The following is a 16,724-nucleotide window of genomic DNA, read 5'->3' as shown; positions in this document are numbered from 1 at the left end:
GGAAGCTTTACGGTTTGGCCGACGGACAACGCCCTGAGAAGACGCTGCTCCTCTGCGCTGATCCGCATTTGCGCGGTCGGCATGACTCACGGCTCCTTGATCCGGGTTGGAGGGGAGCCGGCCCTTCAGGCACCGGCTGCACATGCAACGGGTGCCCCCGGAGGGGGTTCCGCCCGGGACGTGTCCGCGGGCGGCGTCCGCGGAAGGTCAGTCCCGGTGGATTTCGGCTGCCTTTATCTGAAGCGCGAGATACTTGGAGTAGATGCGGCACTGGGCGAAGGAGCCGCCCTGGAACCACAGGCCCGGCTGTGCCGTGGGGATCCACATGTTGCGCAACTCCTGGGTGCGTTCGTCGAAACCCCAGATGGCGCCGACCTTACCCGCGATTTCCGTCCCAAAGAGCTGCTCGACCAGGTGATCCTGGCCCTTGTAACCGGTGGCGAGCACGATCAGATCGGCAGCGCGATCGCTGCCGTCCTTCATCGTGAACCCGGTTGCGGTGAAGCCGGCGATGTCGTCGTACTGGATCAATCCGATCTCGCCCTTCGCCACCAGGTCGGAGGCGCCGACGTTGAAATAGTAGCCGCCGCCGCGGCTGCGGTACTTGAGCGGCCAGCCGGTACCGCCTTCGCCGAACTCGAGCCGGAAGCCGACGCGCTCCAGCGCGTCGAGCAGGGGCGCATCGTGGGCTCGCGCCTGGTCGGTAAGGATGCGGTGGGCCTGCTTCATCACCCGCAGGGGCACTGACGCATTGACGAGGTCGCGGTCTTCGAGCGTCGCGCCCTTGCCGTAATAGATGCCGTCATAGAGCTGGGCGCCGGGTTCGACGTTCACGATCAGTGTCGGGCTGCGCTGGACTAGGGTGACATGAGCGCCGTTGCCATGCAGGTCCTGGGCGATGTCATGTGCGCTGGTGCCGGTGCCGAAAACATGGACCGGGCGACCCTTCCAGTCCGCACCGCTGGCGAACTTGCTCGAATGGACGACCGTGCCCTCGAAGCGCCCGAGGGTCGGGATCTCGGGGATGTTCGGCGTCCCGCTCACGCTGGTCGCCATCACGATGTGCCGCGGATGCAGCGTGCGGTGAACGCCGCCCGCAACATCCATGTCGAGCTCGGCCGTCCAGCGCCTTTCGCCGGCGTCCCAAGTCGCGCCAGTGAAGCTCGTACCTGTCCAGAAGTCGATTTCCATCGTCTCGACATAGGATTCGAGCCAGTTGGCGATCTTGTCCTTGGGAATGTACTTCGGCCACGTCTGGGGGAAAGGGAGGTAGGGGAAGTGGTTGGAATGCTTCTGGTTGTGAAGCTTCAGCCCGTGGTAGCGCTTGCGCCAGTTGTCCCCGATGCGGGCCATCCGGTCGACGATCAGGGCCTCGACGCCCAGCGCCTTGAGGCGTGCGGCGGCCGTGATGCCGGCATGGCCCCCGCCCACGATCAGCACGGTCGGATCGCGATCGGCGTAGCGTGAGGATTCCTGCCGGCGGTCGAGCCAGTTGGGCCCATGGAAGTCTCGATCGAACGCCGGCTCCTCGGCTTGGGCCAGGACCGTCTCTTCGTCGTGGCCGTGCAGCGACTCGAGCGACGTCAACAGCGTCCAAGCCATCGCCTCGCCGGCGCGACAGTCGGCGCGCTTCAGCCGCACGACGCCTGCACCGGTGCCGAGTGCGGTCGTGAACGTGAGGATAGACTCGACGCACGCTTCCCCGGCGCGCTCGACGTCGCGCGGCGGGCTGCGATCCGTGTCTATGGCGAAGTTTCGGGCGCCTGCGGCAGCAACGGCCTCGACCAGTCGTCCGGTGATGGCGGCACGATCACTGACGGTTTCGATCGAGCCCGTCAGCGCGACGATGTCACGCCAGTCTGCATCCGGTCGGAACAGGGCCGCCAATCGAATCGCGTCGCGCGCTTCGAGGGCTGCGTTCAGGTCGGCAAGCCAGTCCTGGACGAGGGGCTTTGGGTCACGCTGCAGTTCGATATCCATGTGCCGAGCTTGTCGAAGGAATGGCAATTGCACAACGGCCACGGGCAGTTTCGCTGGAACGGGTCCAGGACGTGCGGCGTTGTCAGTCCGATGATGGCCTTCAGCCTTTGGGCCATCCTTCTCCCCCAAGGACCTGATGCCCCGTTTCCGCAAGGAAGCGGGGCTTTTTTGCGCATTCCAATCGATCGTGTGACACTCTTGCCAGGCTCTGGGGAGAGCGGGGGAAGAATGTGGCTATGGGCGGTCGTGCGAGGCATCTGCCTCGCGCTCGCGGGTTGGGTGATCGTCGCGGGCAGCGCACCCTCGGCCCGAGCACAGCAATGGACCTGGATTACGGAAGGTGGTTTCCGGGTCGAAATGCCCGGACCGCCCGAGCGCTCCGTGCAAGAACTGACGGTCAACGGAACCGGCGAGGTGGTCGAGCAGAACGAGCTGACGGTCACCCTGGGCGCAACGGAGTATTTCTGCTCCCGCACGGCTTTCCGAAGGATGCCGCCCAACCTCACGCCGGCCCAGATGCTGCTCAACGGGCGTGATGGCCGGCCAGGGCACCTGCTTTCCGATCGGACGCTCAACGTTTCGGGGGCTGCGGCTCGGGAGTATGTCCATGAGGAGGACGGCTGGATCCTCGCGACCCGCGCCGTCTATGCCGGCAATACGCTGTACCAGCTCATCGTCGTCGGCCGGACCGGCGTGCAGACCGCCCCGGCCACGCGACGCTTCTTCGAGTCTTTCAGCCTGACTCCCCAGCCACCTGCCTGAGCGCCGGTTCCCTCAGGCGCTCACTCGGTCGCCACGATACAGACGAAGGGTCAGCAGAAGCGCGCGGCCGAGCATGGCGCCGCCGCAGAGCATGGCGACGAGGGCCGCTCCCAGACGAGGCGTCTCCAGATCCGCACTGCCAAAGAATGCCCCAACGCATTCCACGGCGACGGCGACGCCGACGACGATCGCCACCCAGACCAGCATGAGCTTCGACTTGTGCGTCAGGTTGACCTGCGGCCGGTACATGTCGTGCCGGATGCCGATCGTCATGCCGCGCACGGTCCCGAGCGCGAACCCGCCACCGAGCGCCGCTGCGAACAACCAGGGAGCCGGCGGTCGGCTTTCGCCGAGCTGAAGCAGGGAGAGGACGGCCCCCACGAAAAGCGCGAACATCGCCGGCGCGAACAGGCGCCAGATCGAAATGTAGCGTCGCCGTACCTCGCGAACCGAGAGGTGAATACAGGCACCCGCCGCAGCGACAAGAAGCAGATGGACCGAGTTCAGATTATGAATCACACGCCAAGCCTACACGAAGAGTGTGTCAGTCACGCTGCCGGTGCGTGAACTTCCACTGCACCAACTTAGCCCCGGATATGGGCCTTATGTGGGCGAACCCGTCAACGGGCAGATGAGGCCTTCGGTGGCCTCCGACTATCCCGAAAACCACAGAATTGCCGGGTGGTATTTTCCGGAAAGATGGACAACCCGGTCAACGATCTGTTCCATCCCGCGAAGCCGCGTTCCGAAAGCGCGCTGGATTGCGCGTGTTGCCTGACACCGGAAGTCGTGGTTTGTTCCGCGCGAGTTCGGGGAGTGGAAACGAACCAATAGGGAGCTTCATCATGAAACGTCGTCAATTCATTGCCGCCGGCTCGGCCGCCGGCGCTTTCGGAATGGCCGGCCTGTCTCTGCCGGCCTTCGCGCAAACCCAGTTCTCGATCGCCACCGGCACCACGGGAGCGGTCTACTATCCGCTTGGCGGCGCAATGGCGAACATCCTGAGCAAGAAGGTCCCGGGCTGGGCGGTCACCGCCGAGGCGACGGCGGGCTCGGTCGCCAATATGCATATGATCCGCGACGGCAAGGCGCAGATGGCGCTGACCCAGTGCGACACCGCCTATGACGCCATCAAGGGTCTCGACAAGTTCAAGGACAAGCCCGTCGAATCGCGTACGCTGGCGGTCGTCTATCCCAATCTGGTGCATTTCGTGACGATGGAAGGCACCGGGATCAACAAGCTGTCGGACATCAAGGGCAAGCGCATCTCGACCAGTGCGCCGGTGAGCGGATCGGAGGTGATGGCACTGCGCATCATCGACGAGCTCGGCCTGAAGCTGAGCGACATCAAGCGCGAGCGCCTGTCGCCGGCCGAGAGCACGAACGCCATGAAGGACGGCAAGCTCGACGGCTACTTCTTCAACGGCGGTCCGCCGGTCGCGGCAATCACCGATCTGGCGGCGACCCAGGGCGTCAAGATCAAGCTGATCTCGACGGCCGAGCTGGTGCCGGCGCTGAACAAGAAATACGGTCCCGTCTTCGCCGCCAGCCAGATTCCGGCCAAGGCCTATCCGAACCAGGATGCGGCGGTGCCGGTGATCGCGATCTGGAACATCCTGGTCGTGCCGGCGTCGATGAGCGACGATCAGGCCTACACCATCACCAAGACGCTGTGGGAAAACCACGGCGACCTCGTCGCGACCCACAAGGCGTCGACCGACATGACGGCCGAGAACCAGAAGACTGCGAATTCGTCGGTGCCTTTCCATCCGGGCGCGCTGAAGTTCTTCGCCGAGAAGGGCATCAAGCTGTCCTAAGGACAGCGCCACTGGCGGGGCCCTCCAGCAAGAGAGGGCCCCGTTTCCATTTTTGGGGATGGGAAGAACGATGACGGTCCAGGCCGAACTGCTGAGCGACGAGGAAAAGCGCAAGATCGAGGAGCTCGTCGAGCAGGAAGAAGGCGGCATCCACAAGTTCGTGGGCTGGTGGGGCAAGGTCCTCACCTTCATCGCCTTCACCATGACCATCTTCCATCTCTATGCCGCGGCGTCGACGGTCGACACACAGTCGTTGCGCGAGATCCACGTCGCCTACGCGCTCTCCCTGGTTTTCCTGCTGTTTCCGGCGGTGAAGAGCTGGCGCAACCGGGTCGCGCCATGGGACATCGTGGCGGCCGGCCTCGTGATCGTCTGCATCTGGTACATGATGACGGGCGGCAGCTGGACGAGCTTCGCCGATTCCGATGACTTCCTCGATCGCTATGTCTCGCCAACCCAGACCGATCTGGTGATCGGCGGGATACTGATCCTGCTGGTGCTGGAATCGACCCGCCGGGCAACCGGGTGGATCATGCCGATCCTGTCGGCGACGTTCCTGGCCTACGCGATGTGGGGCAACTACCTGCCGGCGCCGTGGACGCACAAGGGCTATCCGCTGTCGGACCTGATCGCCGAAGAATACATGACCCTGAACGGCATCTTCGGGTCGGCCATCGACGTCTCCGCCACCCTGATCATCCTGTTCACGATCTTCGGCGCCATCCTGCAGGCCTCCGGCGCGGGACGGTTCTTCATCGACTTCTCGCTGCGCGCCATGAAGGGCCAGCCGAATGCGGCCGGTCGCGCGGTCGTGCTGTCGTCGTTCCTGCTGGGCGGCCCGTCGGGTTCGGGCGTCGCCACCACCGTGACGATCGGCACCGTCGCCTGGCCGATCATGAAGGAGGCGGGCTACGGCAAGTCGGCGGCCGGCGGCCTGCTGGCCGCGGGCGGCCTCGGCGCCATCCTGTCGCCGCCGGTGCTGGGGGCCGCGGCCTTCCTGATCGCCGAGTATCTGAAGATGTCCTACCTGGACATCGTGCGGATGGCCCTCATCCCGACCTGCCTCTACTATTTCGGCCTGCTGATGATGACCGAGATCGATTCGCGCAAGTATGGCCTGCGCGCCGTCGATCCGTCGGTCGATCTCACGATGAAGCAGCTGATGACGCGGTACGGCTTCCACTTCACGTCGCTGATCTCTGTCGTCGTGCTGATGGTGTGGGGCTTCTCGGCGACCTATGCCGTGTTCTGGTCGATCCTGCTGGCCATCATGGTGAGCTACTTGCGCGCCGACACGGCGCTCTGGCCGGACAGGCTCTTCCGGGCTCTGGCGGACGGCTCGATCCAAGCGTTGGGCGTTGCCGCGACCTGCGCCTGCGCCGGCCTCATCGTCGGCGTCATCACCAAGACCGGCCTGGCGCTGAAGTTCTCGTCGATCGTCATCGACCTGGCGGGCGGCTCGGTCTTCTGGACGGCGATGTACACGGCGCTGATCGTCTGGGTGGTCGGCCTCGCCGTGCCCGTGACGGCGTCCTACATCATGTGCGCGGTAATCGCGGCGCCTGCTCTGATCAAGCTCGGCATCCCGGACTACGCCGCGCACATGTTCATCTTTTACTACGCCGTGCTCTCCGAAGTGTCGCCGCCGACCGCGCTTGCGCCCTTCGCTGCTGCCACGATCACGCGGGCCGATCCCTATGTGACCACGCTGCAGAGCTGGAAATATGCCCTGCCGGCCTTCCTCGTGCCCTTCATCTTCGTGCTCGACCCGATCGGAACCGGCCTGCTGCTGGAGACACCCAAGAACATGAGCTGGCTGTGGATTCCCTGGGTCACGCTGGGTGCTGCGGGCGGCATCGTCGCGTTGGCTGTCGCAGCGCAGGGCCATCTGTGGCGGCCCCTCGGTATCGCGACGCGCGTCGTCTGCGGTGTGGCCGGAATCGCGCTCACTTTCCCAGGCATCATTGATGATTGGGTGGGGGGCATGGTTGCCGCGCGGGTCATCGGCCTGGCCATTCTCGTGGCCGTGCTGCTCTATGAGTACAGGAGCCCGCGGCCTCAGGCCGCCTGACGGCCGCCCGGCCTACTGGAAGACCACCCGGGCTTCCCGGCCCAGCATCTGCGGAATGCTCTGCGGATCGTCGGGCCGGATCTCGACCTCGAGGAGGCGGGCGTTGGATTCGCCGAGGTCGGCCTCCGACCTCTTGGTGCGCTTCACCGTCAGCGGCGTCCGGATGATGGTGCCCATGTGCACGGTCCGGCTGCCCTGGAGGGTGAACTCGACCTTGCCGCCGGGCTTCAGGGTCGGGAGATGAATCTCGTCGACATCGGCAAAGATGCGGATCTGGCTGAGGTCGACGATCTTGGCGATGCCCCGGAACGAGATGCGCTCACCCTGCCGCGTGTAGATGTCCACGACGACCCCGTCGAGCGGCGAACGGACCATTGCGAGCTCGCGCTCGATCTTGGCTCCGTCGAGCTTCGCTTCGTAGATGGCGATGTCGGCTTCGATCTGGCCGAGATCCGCCTTCAGGACTTCCTTCTGAAACCTGAGCTTGGCCTCCTCGCGCTCCAGCATCTGCTGCGAGAGGGTGGACTGGAGCTGCTTCTGGTCGGGCGGCGCGCTCGAGCGAGACAATTCGAGGTCCTTGAGCCGGCTCTCGTCCGACGCCGACTTCACCGATACTTCCTGAAGCGCGATCTCGGCCGTCCTGTAGCCTGAGATCATCGTCTCGCGTTTGCGGCGCGCCTTGGCGATCTCAGCCTCGATCCGGCGCACCTCGACGTCCGCCGTGGCGTAGTTGTTCAGGACCGCGATGACCTCGCCGCGCTTGACGGCCTGGCCGTTCTTGATGCGCAGTTCGGTCAGCACCGAACCGCCGACCGGGTCGCCCGCGATCACGGCCGTGCCCACGGGCGCGTCGGTGTAACCCCGCGAGATCAAGGGGCCGTTCACTTCCGACCTGTTCTGCGCGCTGCCCACCTGCAGTTCGGGCAGGCCAAAAACCCCGGCCGCGGCGATCAAGACGATCGCCACCGTGCCGAGTAGGACTCCGACCCATGCAAATTTACCGCTTTGCGCCATCGCGGACCGCTTTCACCATCCACCCGAGATGGGCCTCTCACTCCCTGTACGTCAAGGAGGAAGCGCTGGTGCTGCCGCACAGGATTGAACTGTGGACCTCCCCCTTACCAAGGGGGTGCTCTACCACTGAGCTACGGCAGCGCGCGGCGCGGGTATGCCACACGCCTTGAAGCGGTTCAACCGCTGCCGTCGGCCGGAACCGCCCCCGTTCCGCGACTTGCCGACTCTTTCCACCTCTGGCTAGGCTGGCGCAAAGAAAACGGAGGAACGAATGGACTGGCGCCCGATTTCTGCAGATTCCCACATCACCGAGCCACCCGGCTGCTACCGCGACCATATCGATCCGGCTTTCCGCGAACGGGCGCCGCACGTCGTGCGCCACGACAGCATGGGCGACATCTATCTCGTCGATGGCATGAAGACGCCGGTTCCGATGGGCCTGATCGCCGCGGCCGGTGTCGCCCCGGAGAACATCCGGATCGGCGGCGCCCGGTTCGAGGACCTGCACCGCGGCGGATGGGATCCGTCAAGCCGTCTCCAGGATCAGGACAAGGACGGCGTGGCGGCAGAAATCATCTATCCGACCGTCGGCATGCTGATCTGCAACCATCCCGATTTCGATTTCAAGAAAGCCTGCTTCGACGCCTACAACCGCTGGCTCCAGACCTATTGCTCACACGCACCGGATCGCCTGGTCGGCATGGGGCAGACGGCCATGCGCTCGGTAAAGGAGGGGATCGAGGATCTCCTGCGGATCAAGGAGATGGGGTTCCGCGGCGTGATGATGCCGGGCAATCCGGCTGAAAAGGATTACGACGATCCGGTCTACGATCCCTTCTGGGAAGCAGCGGTCGCACTCGAAATGCCGTTGTCCTGGCATATCCTCACGACTTCTGGGGATAACTCCCTCTCAAAACCCCGAGGCCCGAAGATCAACGGCTTCCTGTCGATCATCCGGGGCTGTCAGGACATCATGGGCATGCTGGTGTTCGGCGGAGTGTTCCAGAGGCATCCGAAGTTGCGTGTCGTCTGCGTGGAGGCAGATGCCGGCTGGGCGCCGCACTTCATGTACCGGATGGATCATGCCTACAAACGCCACCGCTACTGGATGAAGGGACAGGAGCTCGAGCGTCTCCCGTCCGAGTATTTCCGCGATCACATAACGCTGACCTTTCAGGATGACTGGACGGCCTTCCAGTTCGCCGACCGGCTCGGCCCGAAGCAGCTGATGTGGGCGAACGACTTCCCTCACAGCGATTCGACCTGGCCGTGGAGCCAGGAGGTCATCGACCAGCAAACCGGGCATCTGGAGCTTGGCCTGCGCAAACGCATCCTGCGGGACAATGTGGCCGAGCTGTACGGGCTCGCGGCCTAGCGAGTCGTATAGACCGTCGTCTGTGCGGGAACGGGTTTCTCAACCACCCGCTCGCTCCGGATGGAGCAGCCGGCCGCCAGGAGACAGGCGGCCGCCAGAAGAGTGAGTTTGATCACGGCGAAGCGCCTATCGCGTGGTGTAGACGGTCGTGGTCTGCGCCGGGGCCGGCGTCGTGTCGTAGACGACGGTCCGTTCCGACGTGCGCGCTGGCACCGGCTTCTCGACCACACGCTCAGTGTACGACGCACAGCCTGCGACGAACGAACAGGCGGCGAGGGTGACGATCGCGACTTGCTTCACGGGGTGCTCCTTGTTGGCATCGTGCGCGAATAACGGCACCAAACCCCGGTGGTTGCGGGACGCGTGCACCATCACAGGTGGTCTCACTGAAATCGTTTGAAACGGCACTCGGTGTGCAATTTTTGGGATTGCCCGCACGAGGGGTGATCGAGCATTATGGCCTTGGCTAAAATGGCCATAGGGGAGAGGGGCTTATGCTCAAGAAGTTGTTTGTTCTGCTAGCCGCCACGTTCATGATCGCCGCCTGCGACCAACCGGCGCCGGCCACTGCGCCGCCGCCGCCGCCGCCGCCGGCGCCTCAGAGCTTCATGGTCTTTTTCGATTGGGACAGCGCCAAGCTGAACCCGCAGGCCACGAGCGTCGTCGGTCAGGCTGCCGCTGCCTATAAGACGAAGGGTAGCGCGCGCATCACGGCGACCGGTCATACCGATACGTCGGGCACCGAGGCCTACAACATGGCGCTGTCGCTGCGCCGCGCCAACGCGGTCAAGGACGCGCTCGTCCAGCAGGGCGTACCCGCCACGGCGATCGCCGTCGTCGGTCGCGGCATGCAAGGCCTGCTCGTCGCCACCGGCCCGAACGTTCGCGAGCCGCAGAACCGCCGCGTCGAGATCGTCATCGCGCAGACGATGGCCGCGGCTCCGATGGATGACGCCGCCTACTGCAAGGCGTTGGCCGCGAAGTGGCGCGACACCGTGCGTCGCGACTCGGTGGCCAGCGAGGCTCCGGCGGCGATCGCCAAGTGCGATGCCGGCGACTACAAGGCGGGCATTCCCGCCCTCGTGAAGTTGCTCACGGACGCGAAGGTTCCGCTGCCGCCGCGCAGCTGATACCCGACACCGACAACGGAAAAGGCGGCCCTCGGGGCCGCCTTTTTTGTTTCTACTTTCTTGTGGACGGCCGTGCGGGCAAGCGCGCCCACTGGCGGGGCTGGAGTTCGTGATACTCGATCCACGGCCCGGTCTCGGCAAAGCCGGGGTCCAGCGCTCCAACATCGCTCACCCAATAGCCCAGGGAGCGCCGGTTCGGATCGAAATTCCAGGCACCGACGACGATCTCGTCGGCGACATGCCCTTCGAGGCCCGGGCAGAAGAGCAGGAGGGGGCCTTCGTCCTTCGGCGCCGTCTCGATCGGCCCCCAAGTCGCCGGCCGCAGGGACTCGATCTCCGCTGCCGCCCGCCAGCGCACGTCGCGGGCAAGGACACCCGTGTCGTCTCCGGTCGGCCCGTGTTGCTCCCGGCACTCGGCGCGCAATTCATCGACGATGTCTTTCATCTCATTCCCCCGCTCGCAGTCGCATCATATTTTAGCGCACCCCGAGCTTCCTTGATGTGACCTCCAATATAATGGATGATTTATCCATTGTAGGAAGGATGTAATGGAGACGGGCATCAACGAACGGATCGCCGCCCGTGTGCGTGACCTGAGGGACAAGCATGGCCTGTCTCTCGAGGCGCTGGCGGAGGCGAGCGGGGTCAGCCGCTCCATGATCTCCCTGATCGAGCGTGCTGAAAGCAATCCGACTGCGGTGCTTCTCGAAAAGCTGGCGACCGGCCTCGGCGTCTCCCTGGCAACGCTCTTCGAAATGCCAGCCGCGCCGCCGGCTCCAGTGTCCCGCCGGGCGGATCAGATCGAATGGCGAGACCCCGGATCTGGGTACCTGCGTCGCAACGTCTCGCCGGACGGCTTCCCGTCTCCCATCCAGATCGTCGAGGTGATTTTTCCGGCGGGCGCGCGCGTGGCCTATGAGACGGCGGCCCGGCCGGGCGTGACCCATCAGCAGGTCTGGGTCCTCGAGGGCACGATCCAGATGACGCTGGGGGAGGAGCGCTTCGAGTTGTGCGCCGGCGATTGCCTGGCGATGGTGCTCGACCGGCCGATCACCTACCACAACTCAACGCAGAGCCCGGCACGCTACTGCGTGGTCATCGTCGCGCCGCGGCCCGCCTGACCGATGGATCTCACAGACGTTTCGCTCGCCCTGCTGAGCGCCATCCTCCATGCGGGCTGGAATGCCGCCGTGAAGGCGAGCCGCAATCCGGCACAGGTGATGACGGCCCAAATGGTACTGGGCGCACTGCTCGTCGTTCCGGCGCTCTTCTTCTCCGGCCTTCCCAATCTCGCTTCCTTCGGCTGGATCGCAGCCTCCACCGTGATGAACGTCCTCACCGTGTCGGCCCTCCTGCGGGCCTATGAACTCGGGGGATTCGGCCTCGTCTACCCCGTCGTCCGCTCCCTCGCGGTGTTGATGGTGGTGCCGCTGGCGGCCTTGGTGACAGGCGAACGACTGGCGATGGCGGGGCTGCTCGGCATCCTGATCATCTCGCTCGCGCTGGTCGTCCTCGCTTGGGATGCCGCGCGCGGGAAGGGGATCACGAGAGCGGCGCTGGGTTGGACCGCGGCGGCGGGCGTCGGCACGGCGGCCTACATCCTGTGCGACGCGCAGGGCGTACGGCTCTCGGGATCGCCCTGGGCCTACGGGTTCGTCGTGTCGATCACCAATGCCGCGGCCATGGCGTGGCGGCAGCGCCGCTCGGGGCCGCCCTGGACGCAGGTGACAGCCCATTGGATTCTCGCCCTGCCGATCGCGGTCGCCGCCATGGGATCGTATCTGATGATCCTCTGGGTCTGGAGCCATGCGCCGATCGCTCCGGCAGCGGCGCTGCGCGACACCAGCGCAATCTTTGCCGTCCTTATCGCCGTATTCTGGCTGAAGGAGCCCTTCACGCGCATGCGCATCGCCGCCGTCCTGCTGGCGGCGGCCGCGATACCCCTGCTGCGGTTCGGCTGATCTTCCGGGAGGAGGCCGCAGGCTTGTGCGCCGCGGCCTCCGGTGACAGCATCGATCCCGATCACAGCGTTCCCGTTGTCGGCCGAGGAGACTCCCATGGAAGTCGATGGTCTTGTCACGGCGTTGGAGCGGATCGAACATGCGACCCGCGATTTCGTGCGTCCCGGTCACGCGGCGGAATCGCCGGCGGCACTGCTGGGTGTGCTCGCGGAATGCGGACGCGCCCTCGGGCATCCCTATGCGATCGATCCGGGGCTCGACGACGCCCGCAACGAGGCGTCGCGTCACTGCGCGGTCGTTCAGGAGAATCTCTCGGCGGTGATGGAAGAGGTTCGCCGGCTCAACGTGACGGTGAGCGGCCTGTTGCCGTCTCTGGTGCGGATCGCCGATCGCGAATGACATGAAAAAGCCGGGGACGCGCCCCGGCTTTCAATCTCGGATCTCGGTCTTTCTCAGCCCTCGTCGAGGAAGCTGCGCAGCATGCGCGAGCGGCTCGGGTGCTTGAGCTTGCGCAGCGCCTTGGCCTCGATCTGGCGAATACGTTCGCGGGTGACGGAGAACTGCTGGCCGACCTCCTCGAGCGTATGGTCGGTGTTCATGCCGATGCCGAAGCGCATGCGCAGCACGCGCTCCTCGCGCGGCGTGAGCGTCGCCAGGACCCGCGTCGTGCTCTCGCGCAGATTGCCCTGGATCGCCGCCTCGAGCGGGATGACGGCGTTCTTGTCCTCGATGAAGTCTCCGAGGTGGCTGTCCTCCTCGTCGCCGATCGGGGTCTCGAGGCTGATCGGCTCCTTGGCGATCTTGAGGACCTTGCGCACCTTCTCGAGCGGCATGCCGAGCTTCTCGGCCAGCTCCTCGGGCTGCGGCTCGCGGCCGATCTCGTGCAGCATCTGCCGGCTGGTACGCACCAGCTTGTTGATGGTCTCGATCATGTGCACCGGGATACGGATGGTGCGCGCCTGGTCGGCGATCGAGCGCGTGATGGCCTGGCGGATCCACCAGGTGGCGTAGGTCGAGAACTTGTAGCCACGGCGGTACTCGAACTTGTCGACCGCCTTCATCAGGCCGATGTTGCCTTCCTGGATGAGGTCCAGGAACTGCAGGCCGCGGTTCGTGTACTTCTTGGCGATCGAGATCACGAGACGGAGGTTGGCCTCGATCATCTCCTTCTTCGCCCGCATCATCTCGCGCTCGCCGTCCTGGACGGTCTTGCACATGCGGCGGAACTCGAAGATCGGCGCGCCGCAGTGATCGGAGATGTCCTTGATCTCCGCCCGGATCTTCTCGATCTCGGGACCGCGCTTCTTGGCGAAATCCTTCCAGCCCCGGCCCGACAGCTTGCCGACCTTCTCGAGCCAGTTGGGATCGATTTCGTGCGTGAAGTAATTGTCGAGGAAGTCCTGCCGCGAGATGCGGAAGCTTTCCGCCGTGCGCAGCAGCTTGCCCTCGAGGGTCATCAGCTTGCGGTTTAGGTCGTAGAGCGAGAGCTTGAGCTGCTCGATGCGGGCGGCATTGATGTGCACCGTCCGCACCAGCTCGACGATCTTCTTGCGGTGCTTCTCGTAGCTCTTCTCGAATTCGGCACTGGGCTTCTGGCCGCGGGCGAGAGTCGACAGGCGCCGGTTCTGCACCTTCGACATCTCGATATAGACTTTGTAGATCTTGGTGAGGGTGCGCAGAACCTCAGGCTTGAGCTTCTCCTCGAGCGCCGACAGGGAGAGCGCGTTCTCGTCGTCCTCCTCAGCCCCTTCCGCTGCAGGCGCTTCGCCGCCCGCTTCACCGTTCACCGCAGGCCCGGCCGGCCGCACCAGTTTCGGCAGAGACGCCGGACGCGGCATCGGCGGCGCGGCGGGAACGGGAGGGGCGGCGTTCACGCCCTTGCCCTCGCCGGGGGCGCCGCCGCCCTGGGTCGCCTCGAGGTCGATCACGTCGCGCAGCAGAATGCGGCCTTCGTTGATCGCATCGCGCCAATGCAGCAGCGCCGTGATCGTCATCGGGCTTTCGCAGATGCCGCCGATCATCTTGTCCTGACCGGCCTCGATGCGCTTGGCGATCTCGATCTCGCCCTCGCGGCTCAGCAGCTCGACGCTGCCCATCTCGCGCAGGTACATGCGGACCGGATCGTCCGTACGACCCAGCTCCTCGTCCTCGCCGGTGGCCTCGGCCGCAACCACCGCCGTCTTGGCGGGTTCGGCCGCGGTGGCGGAGGCCGTATCCTCCGGCTCCTCGGCCTCGACGACATTCACCCCGGCCTCCGACAGCATCGCCATCGTGTCCTCGATCTGCTCGGAGGACACTTCGTCGGGCGGCAGGGCGGCGTTCAACTCGTCATAGGTGACGTAGCCGCGTTCCTTGCCCTTCTGGACGAGCTTCTTGAGCTCTGCGCCGAGCGAGTCGAGCAGGGGGGCGTCAGGACCCTCCTCCCGGGCATCGGCGGCTTCGGGTTGCGCTACGGTCGCGGTTTTGGTCGCCATTTACTCAAATCCTTGGGTGCGACAAACAGGTAGAACGGCCAAAGGGCCGTTATTTGGCTGCAAGAAGGGGAGGCGGGAGGGCGGCCCCGCAAAAACTACCCTTCTACTATATGGGGCTTCAGTGCAAGCAGCGATAGGGGGAGGCCCCTGAATCTGCGCGGCCCGGCTACAGCGCATTGGATTCCAGGCTTTCCCGCCGCATGCGGTCGAGGACGGCATGAAGTCGCCGCAAATTCTCCTCCGACATATCCTCTGCGAGAGCATCTTCGGCCCGTTTCAGCTCCTCGGGGTCGGACCGAAGATGGCTGACATGACGGGCGGCCCGGCGCCACTGGCCAACCCAGCCATCCGCATCGGTCGGGTCGTCGCGGAAGGCCTCGCGAGCCTTCGCCTGCGCCGAGGCTGCGAGCTGCGCCAGCCCCATCCTCTGGAGATGCTGGCCGATCAATTCGGCCTCCAGAGACGGGTCGCCCGCCGCCTCATCTGCGGCCGGATCCACCCCCGACGGCACGAGGGAGAGGGCATCCAGCAGTCCGCTGCGCAGCCGGCCCAGGTCGGGGCTGGTGATCGGCAGGGCTGCCAGATCTTCGGCCAGGATGTGGAGCAGGGCCGGCCGTTCGATCAGGGCGCCCAGCAGGCCCCATTCCTGGCGCGAGGCGTCGAGATCCTGGCCCGAGCGGCGGGCCGCCGAGCCGGCCGCGAAAGGCGCGGGTTCGGGATCTCCGGGGCGTCTGAAGGGCTTGCGGAACTTTCCAGGCTGCCAGGCCGGCGCCTCGGGGCGGCGCAGCCGGTTCAGCCGGTTGCGCATCTCTGTGCGGTAATAGTCGCGCACGACCGGATCGGCGATCTCCGCCACCCGCTGCTCGATGCCGCGCTGGAGGCTCGCCCGGCGTTCCGGCGTATCGGCCGGTTTGCCCTCGATTTCCAGTTCCCACACGATGTCTGACAGCGGACGGGCGAGGTCGAGGACGCGGCGGACCGCATCAGGGCCCTTGGTCCGGATCAGGCTGTCGGGGTCCTCGCCAGCCGGCAGGGTGAGAAAACGCAGGCTCTTGCCGGGACGCAGGAGGGGAAGCGCCCGCTCGGCGGCCCGGGACATGGCGCGCCGTCCCGCATTGTCGCCGTCGAAGCAGAGAAAGGGCTCGTCGGCGAGCTTCCAGAGTTCTCCCAGTTGCCCCTCGGTCAGGGCAGTGCCGAGCGGTGCCACGGCGCCGGTGAAGCCCGCCCCGTGCAGCGCGATCACGTCCATGTAGCCTTCGGCCACGATCACCGGCTGGTCCTTGGTCGCGGCCTGCCGGGCCCGGTCGAGGCAGTAGAGATTGGCGCCCTTGTGGAAGAGCGGCGTCTCGGGCGAGTTCAGATATTTGGGCTCGCCGGTGCCCATGACGCGCCCGCCGAAGGCGATGGCGCGGCCCCGGCGGTCGTTGATGACGAACATCACGCGGCCCCTGAACCGGTCGTAGGGGTCGCGCCCGTCCTCGGGCCGGATGGCAAGCCCAGCCTCGACGATCTTGTCGAGGGGGACGTTCTCGCGCTTCAGGGCGGCGAGGAGGCCGTCGCGCGAATCGGGCGCAAATCCCAGGCGGAAGTCGTCGATGGTGGCGTCGGAGAGGCCGCGCCCGCGCAGATAGTCCAGGCCGTGGCGGCCGACCGGCAGGCGAAGCTGCTTCTGGAACCAGACAGCGGCCATTTCCACGACCTGCTGGAGAGTGGAAGCCCGGTCGGCCCGCTCGCGCTCGGCCGGCGTGGCGACAGGCACCGGCAGGTTGACCTCGCGGGCGAGTTTTTCGACCGTCTCGGGAAAGGAGAGACCTTCCGTCTTCATGACGAAGTCGATGGCGCTGCCCTTCTCGTGGCAGCCGAAGCAGTAGAAGAAGCCCTTCTTGTCGTTGACCGTGAAGGACGGTGTCTTCTCGTTGTGGAAGGGGCAGAGGCCTGCGTACTCGGCACCCGAGCGGCGCTTCAGCGACACCTTCCGGCCGACGATGTCGGACAGGCTGAGGCGCGCGCGCAATTCGTCGAGGAAGCCGGGAGGGAACGCCATCCCCTAAGATGGCCCCCGGACCGATGCCACGCCATAGGGGATAGCGGGGATCGTTACCGGCCGCCCGCCGGCGTCTAACCCGGGGCGCAACATTGT

General features: G+C 65.5%; 15 protein-coding genes and 1 tRNA gene. 8 read left to right on the top strand and 8 right to left on the bottom strand.

All coding sequences use genetic code 11. The features are described from left to right. Positions 1-207: 207 nt before the first annotated feature. Positions 208-1,980, bottom strand: a complete 1,773-nt coding sequence (locus tag ACO07K_RS17370) for a flavin-containing monooxygenase (RefSeq protein ID WP_422029958.1) — start codon at positions 1,978-1,980, stop codon at positions 208-210. A 228-nt stretch (positions 1,981-2,208) separates the two neighbouring features. On the opposite strand from ACO07K_RS17370, the gene ACO07K_RS17365 reads away from it, so the two are divergent. Beyond that, the gene (locus ACO07K_RS17365; RefSeq protein WP_422029956.1) at positions 2,209-2,742 is read left to right on the top strand and encodes a hypothetical protein; all 534 of its coding nucleotides are present in this window, start codon (positions 2,209-2,211) and stop codon (positions 2,740-2,742) included. A 12-nt stretch (positions 2,743-2,754) separates the two neighbouring features. On the opposite strand, the gene ACO07K_RS17360 is transcribed toward ACO07K_RS17365, so the two are convergent. Next, the gene (locus tag ACO07K_RS17360; RefSeq protein ID WP_422029954.1) at positions 2,755-3,261 is read right to left on the bottom strand and encodes a hypothetical protein; all 507 of its coding nucleotides are present in this window, start codon (positions 3,259-3,261) and stop codon (positions 2,755-2,757) included. Between the two features lie 326 nt (positions 3,262-3,587). Here ACO07K_RS17360 and ACO07K_RS17355 point away from each other — a divergent pair, with 326 nt between their 5' ends. Both ACO07K_RS17355 and ACO07K_RS17350 read left to right on the top strand, forming a co-directional pair. Then, positions 3,588-4,559: a TAXI family TRAP transporter solute-binding subunit gene (locus tag ACO07K_RS17355; protein WP_422029952.1), complete on the top strand. Its 972-nt coding sequence runs from the start codon at positions 3,588-3,590 to the stop codon at positions 4,557-4,559. Positions 4,560-4,629: 70 nt separating this feature from the next. Then, positions 4,630-6,630, top strand: coding sequence for a TRAP transporter permease (locus ACO07K_RS17350; RefSeq protein ID WP_422029950.1), 2,001 nt, complete (start codon positions 4,630-4,632; stop codon positions 6,628-6,630). A 12-nt stretch (positions 6,631-6,642) separates the two neighbouring features. Here ACO07K_RS17350 and ACO07K_RS17345 read toward each other — a convergent pair whose 3' ends face one another. Continuing rightward, the gene (locus tag ACO07K_RS17345; protein ID WP_422029948.1) at positions 6,643-7,596 is read right to left on the bottom strand and encodes an HlyD family secretion protein; all 954 of its coding nucleotides are present in this window, start codon (positions 7,594-7,596) and stop codon (positions 6,643-6,645) included. Positions 7,597-7,710: 114 nt separating this feature from the next. Continuing rightward, positions 7,711-7,785, bottom strand: a tRNA-Thr gene (locus tag ACO07K_RS17340). A gap of 130 nt (positions 7,786-7,915) precedes the next feature. On the opposite strand from ACO07K_RS17340, the gene ACO07K_RS17335 reads away from it, so the two are divergent. Beyond that, entirely contained in the window at positions 7,916-9,019 is a 1,104-nt protein-coding gene (locus ACO07K_RS17335; protein WP_422029946.1) for an amidohydrolase family protein, read from the top strand. A 126-nt stretch (positions 9,020-9,145) separates the two neighbouring features. Here ACO07K_RS17335 and ACO07K_RS17330 read toward each other — a convergent pair whose 3' ends face one another. Next, on the bottom strand, positions 9,146-9,319 hold the full coding sequence (locus tag ACO07K_RS17330) for a hypothetical protein (protein ID WP_422029944.1): 174 nt from the start codon (positions 9,317-9,319) through the stop codon (positions 9,146-9,148). A 194-nt stretch (positions 9,320-9,513) separates the two neighbouring features. On the opposite strand from ACO07K_RS17330, the gene ACO07K_RS17325 reads away from it, so the two are divergent. Then, a complete protein-coding gene (locus ACO07K_RS17325; protein ID WP_422029942.1) occupies positions 9,514-10,149 on the top strand; it encodes an OmpA family protein in 636 nt (211 codons plus the stop codon). 52 nt (positions 10,150-10,201) lie between these two features. Here the strand turns inward: ACO07K_RS17325 and ACO07K_RS17320 are convergent, their stop codons facing one another. Then, on the bottom strand, positions 10,202-10,594 hold the full coding sequence (locus tag ACO07K_RS17320) for a hypothetical protein (protein WP_422029940.1): 393 nt from the start codon (positions 10,592-10,594) through the stop codon (positions 10,202-10,204). Between the two features lie 103 nt (positions 10,595-10,697). Between ACO07K_RS17320 and ACO07K_RS17315 the strand changes: the two genes are divergently transcribed. The 3 genes from ACO07K_RS17315 to ACO07K_RS17305 all read left to right on the top strand — a co-directional run bounded on the left by ACO07K_RS17315 (position 10,698) and on the right by ACO07K_RS17305 (position 12,509). Continuing rightward, a complete protein-coding gene (locus tag ACO07K_RS17315) occupies positions 10,698-11,270 on the top strand; it encodes a helix-turn-helix domain-containing protein (RefSeq protein WP_422029938.1) in 573 nt (190 codons plus the stop codon). A gap of 3 nt (positions 11,271-11,273) precedes the next feature. Next, positions 11,274-12,110: a hypothetical protein gene (locus ACO07K_RS17310; RefSeq protein ID WP_422029936.1), complete on the top strand. Its 837-nt coding sequence runs from the start codon at positions 11,274-11,276 to the stop codon at positions 12,108-12,110. A gap of 96 nt (positions 12,111-12,206) precedes the next feature. Then, complete coding sequence (locus tag ACO07K_RS17305; protein ID WP_422029934.1) at positions 12,207-12,509, top strand: hypothetical protein; 303 nt, start codon at positions 12,207-12,209, stop codon at positions 12,507-12,509. 53 nt (positions 12,510-12,562) lie between these two features. On the opposite strand, the gene rpoD is transcribed toward ACO07K_RS17305, so the two are convergent. Then, positions 12,563-14,584 (bottom strand): RNA polymerase sigma factor RpoD, encoded by a 2,022-nt coding sequence (gene rpoD, locus ACO07K_RS17300; RefSeq protein WP_422029932.1) that lies wholly within the window; start codon positions 14,582-14,584, stop codon positions 12,563-12,565. A gap of 166 nt (positions 14,585-14,750) precedes the next feature. Then, complete coding sequence (gene dnaG, locus ACO07K_RS17295) at positions 14,751-16,628, bottom strand: DNA primase (RefSeq protein WP_422029930.1); 1,878 nt, start codon at positions 16,626-16,628, stop codon at positions 14,751-14,753. Positions 16,629-16,724 lie beyond the last annotated feature (96 nt).

The organism is Reyranella sp., from assembly GCF_965228225.1.
Lineage (GTDB): Bacteria > Pseudomonadota > Alphaproteobacteria > Reyranellales > Reyranellaceae > Reyranella.
The sequence above is the reverse complement of the archived record's forward strand: the minus strand, read 5'-3'. Positions and strand labels throughout refer to the sequence as shown.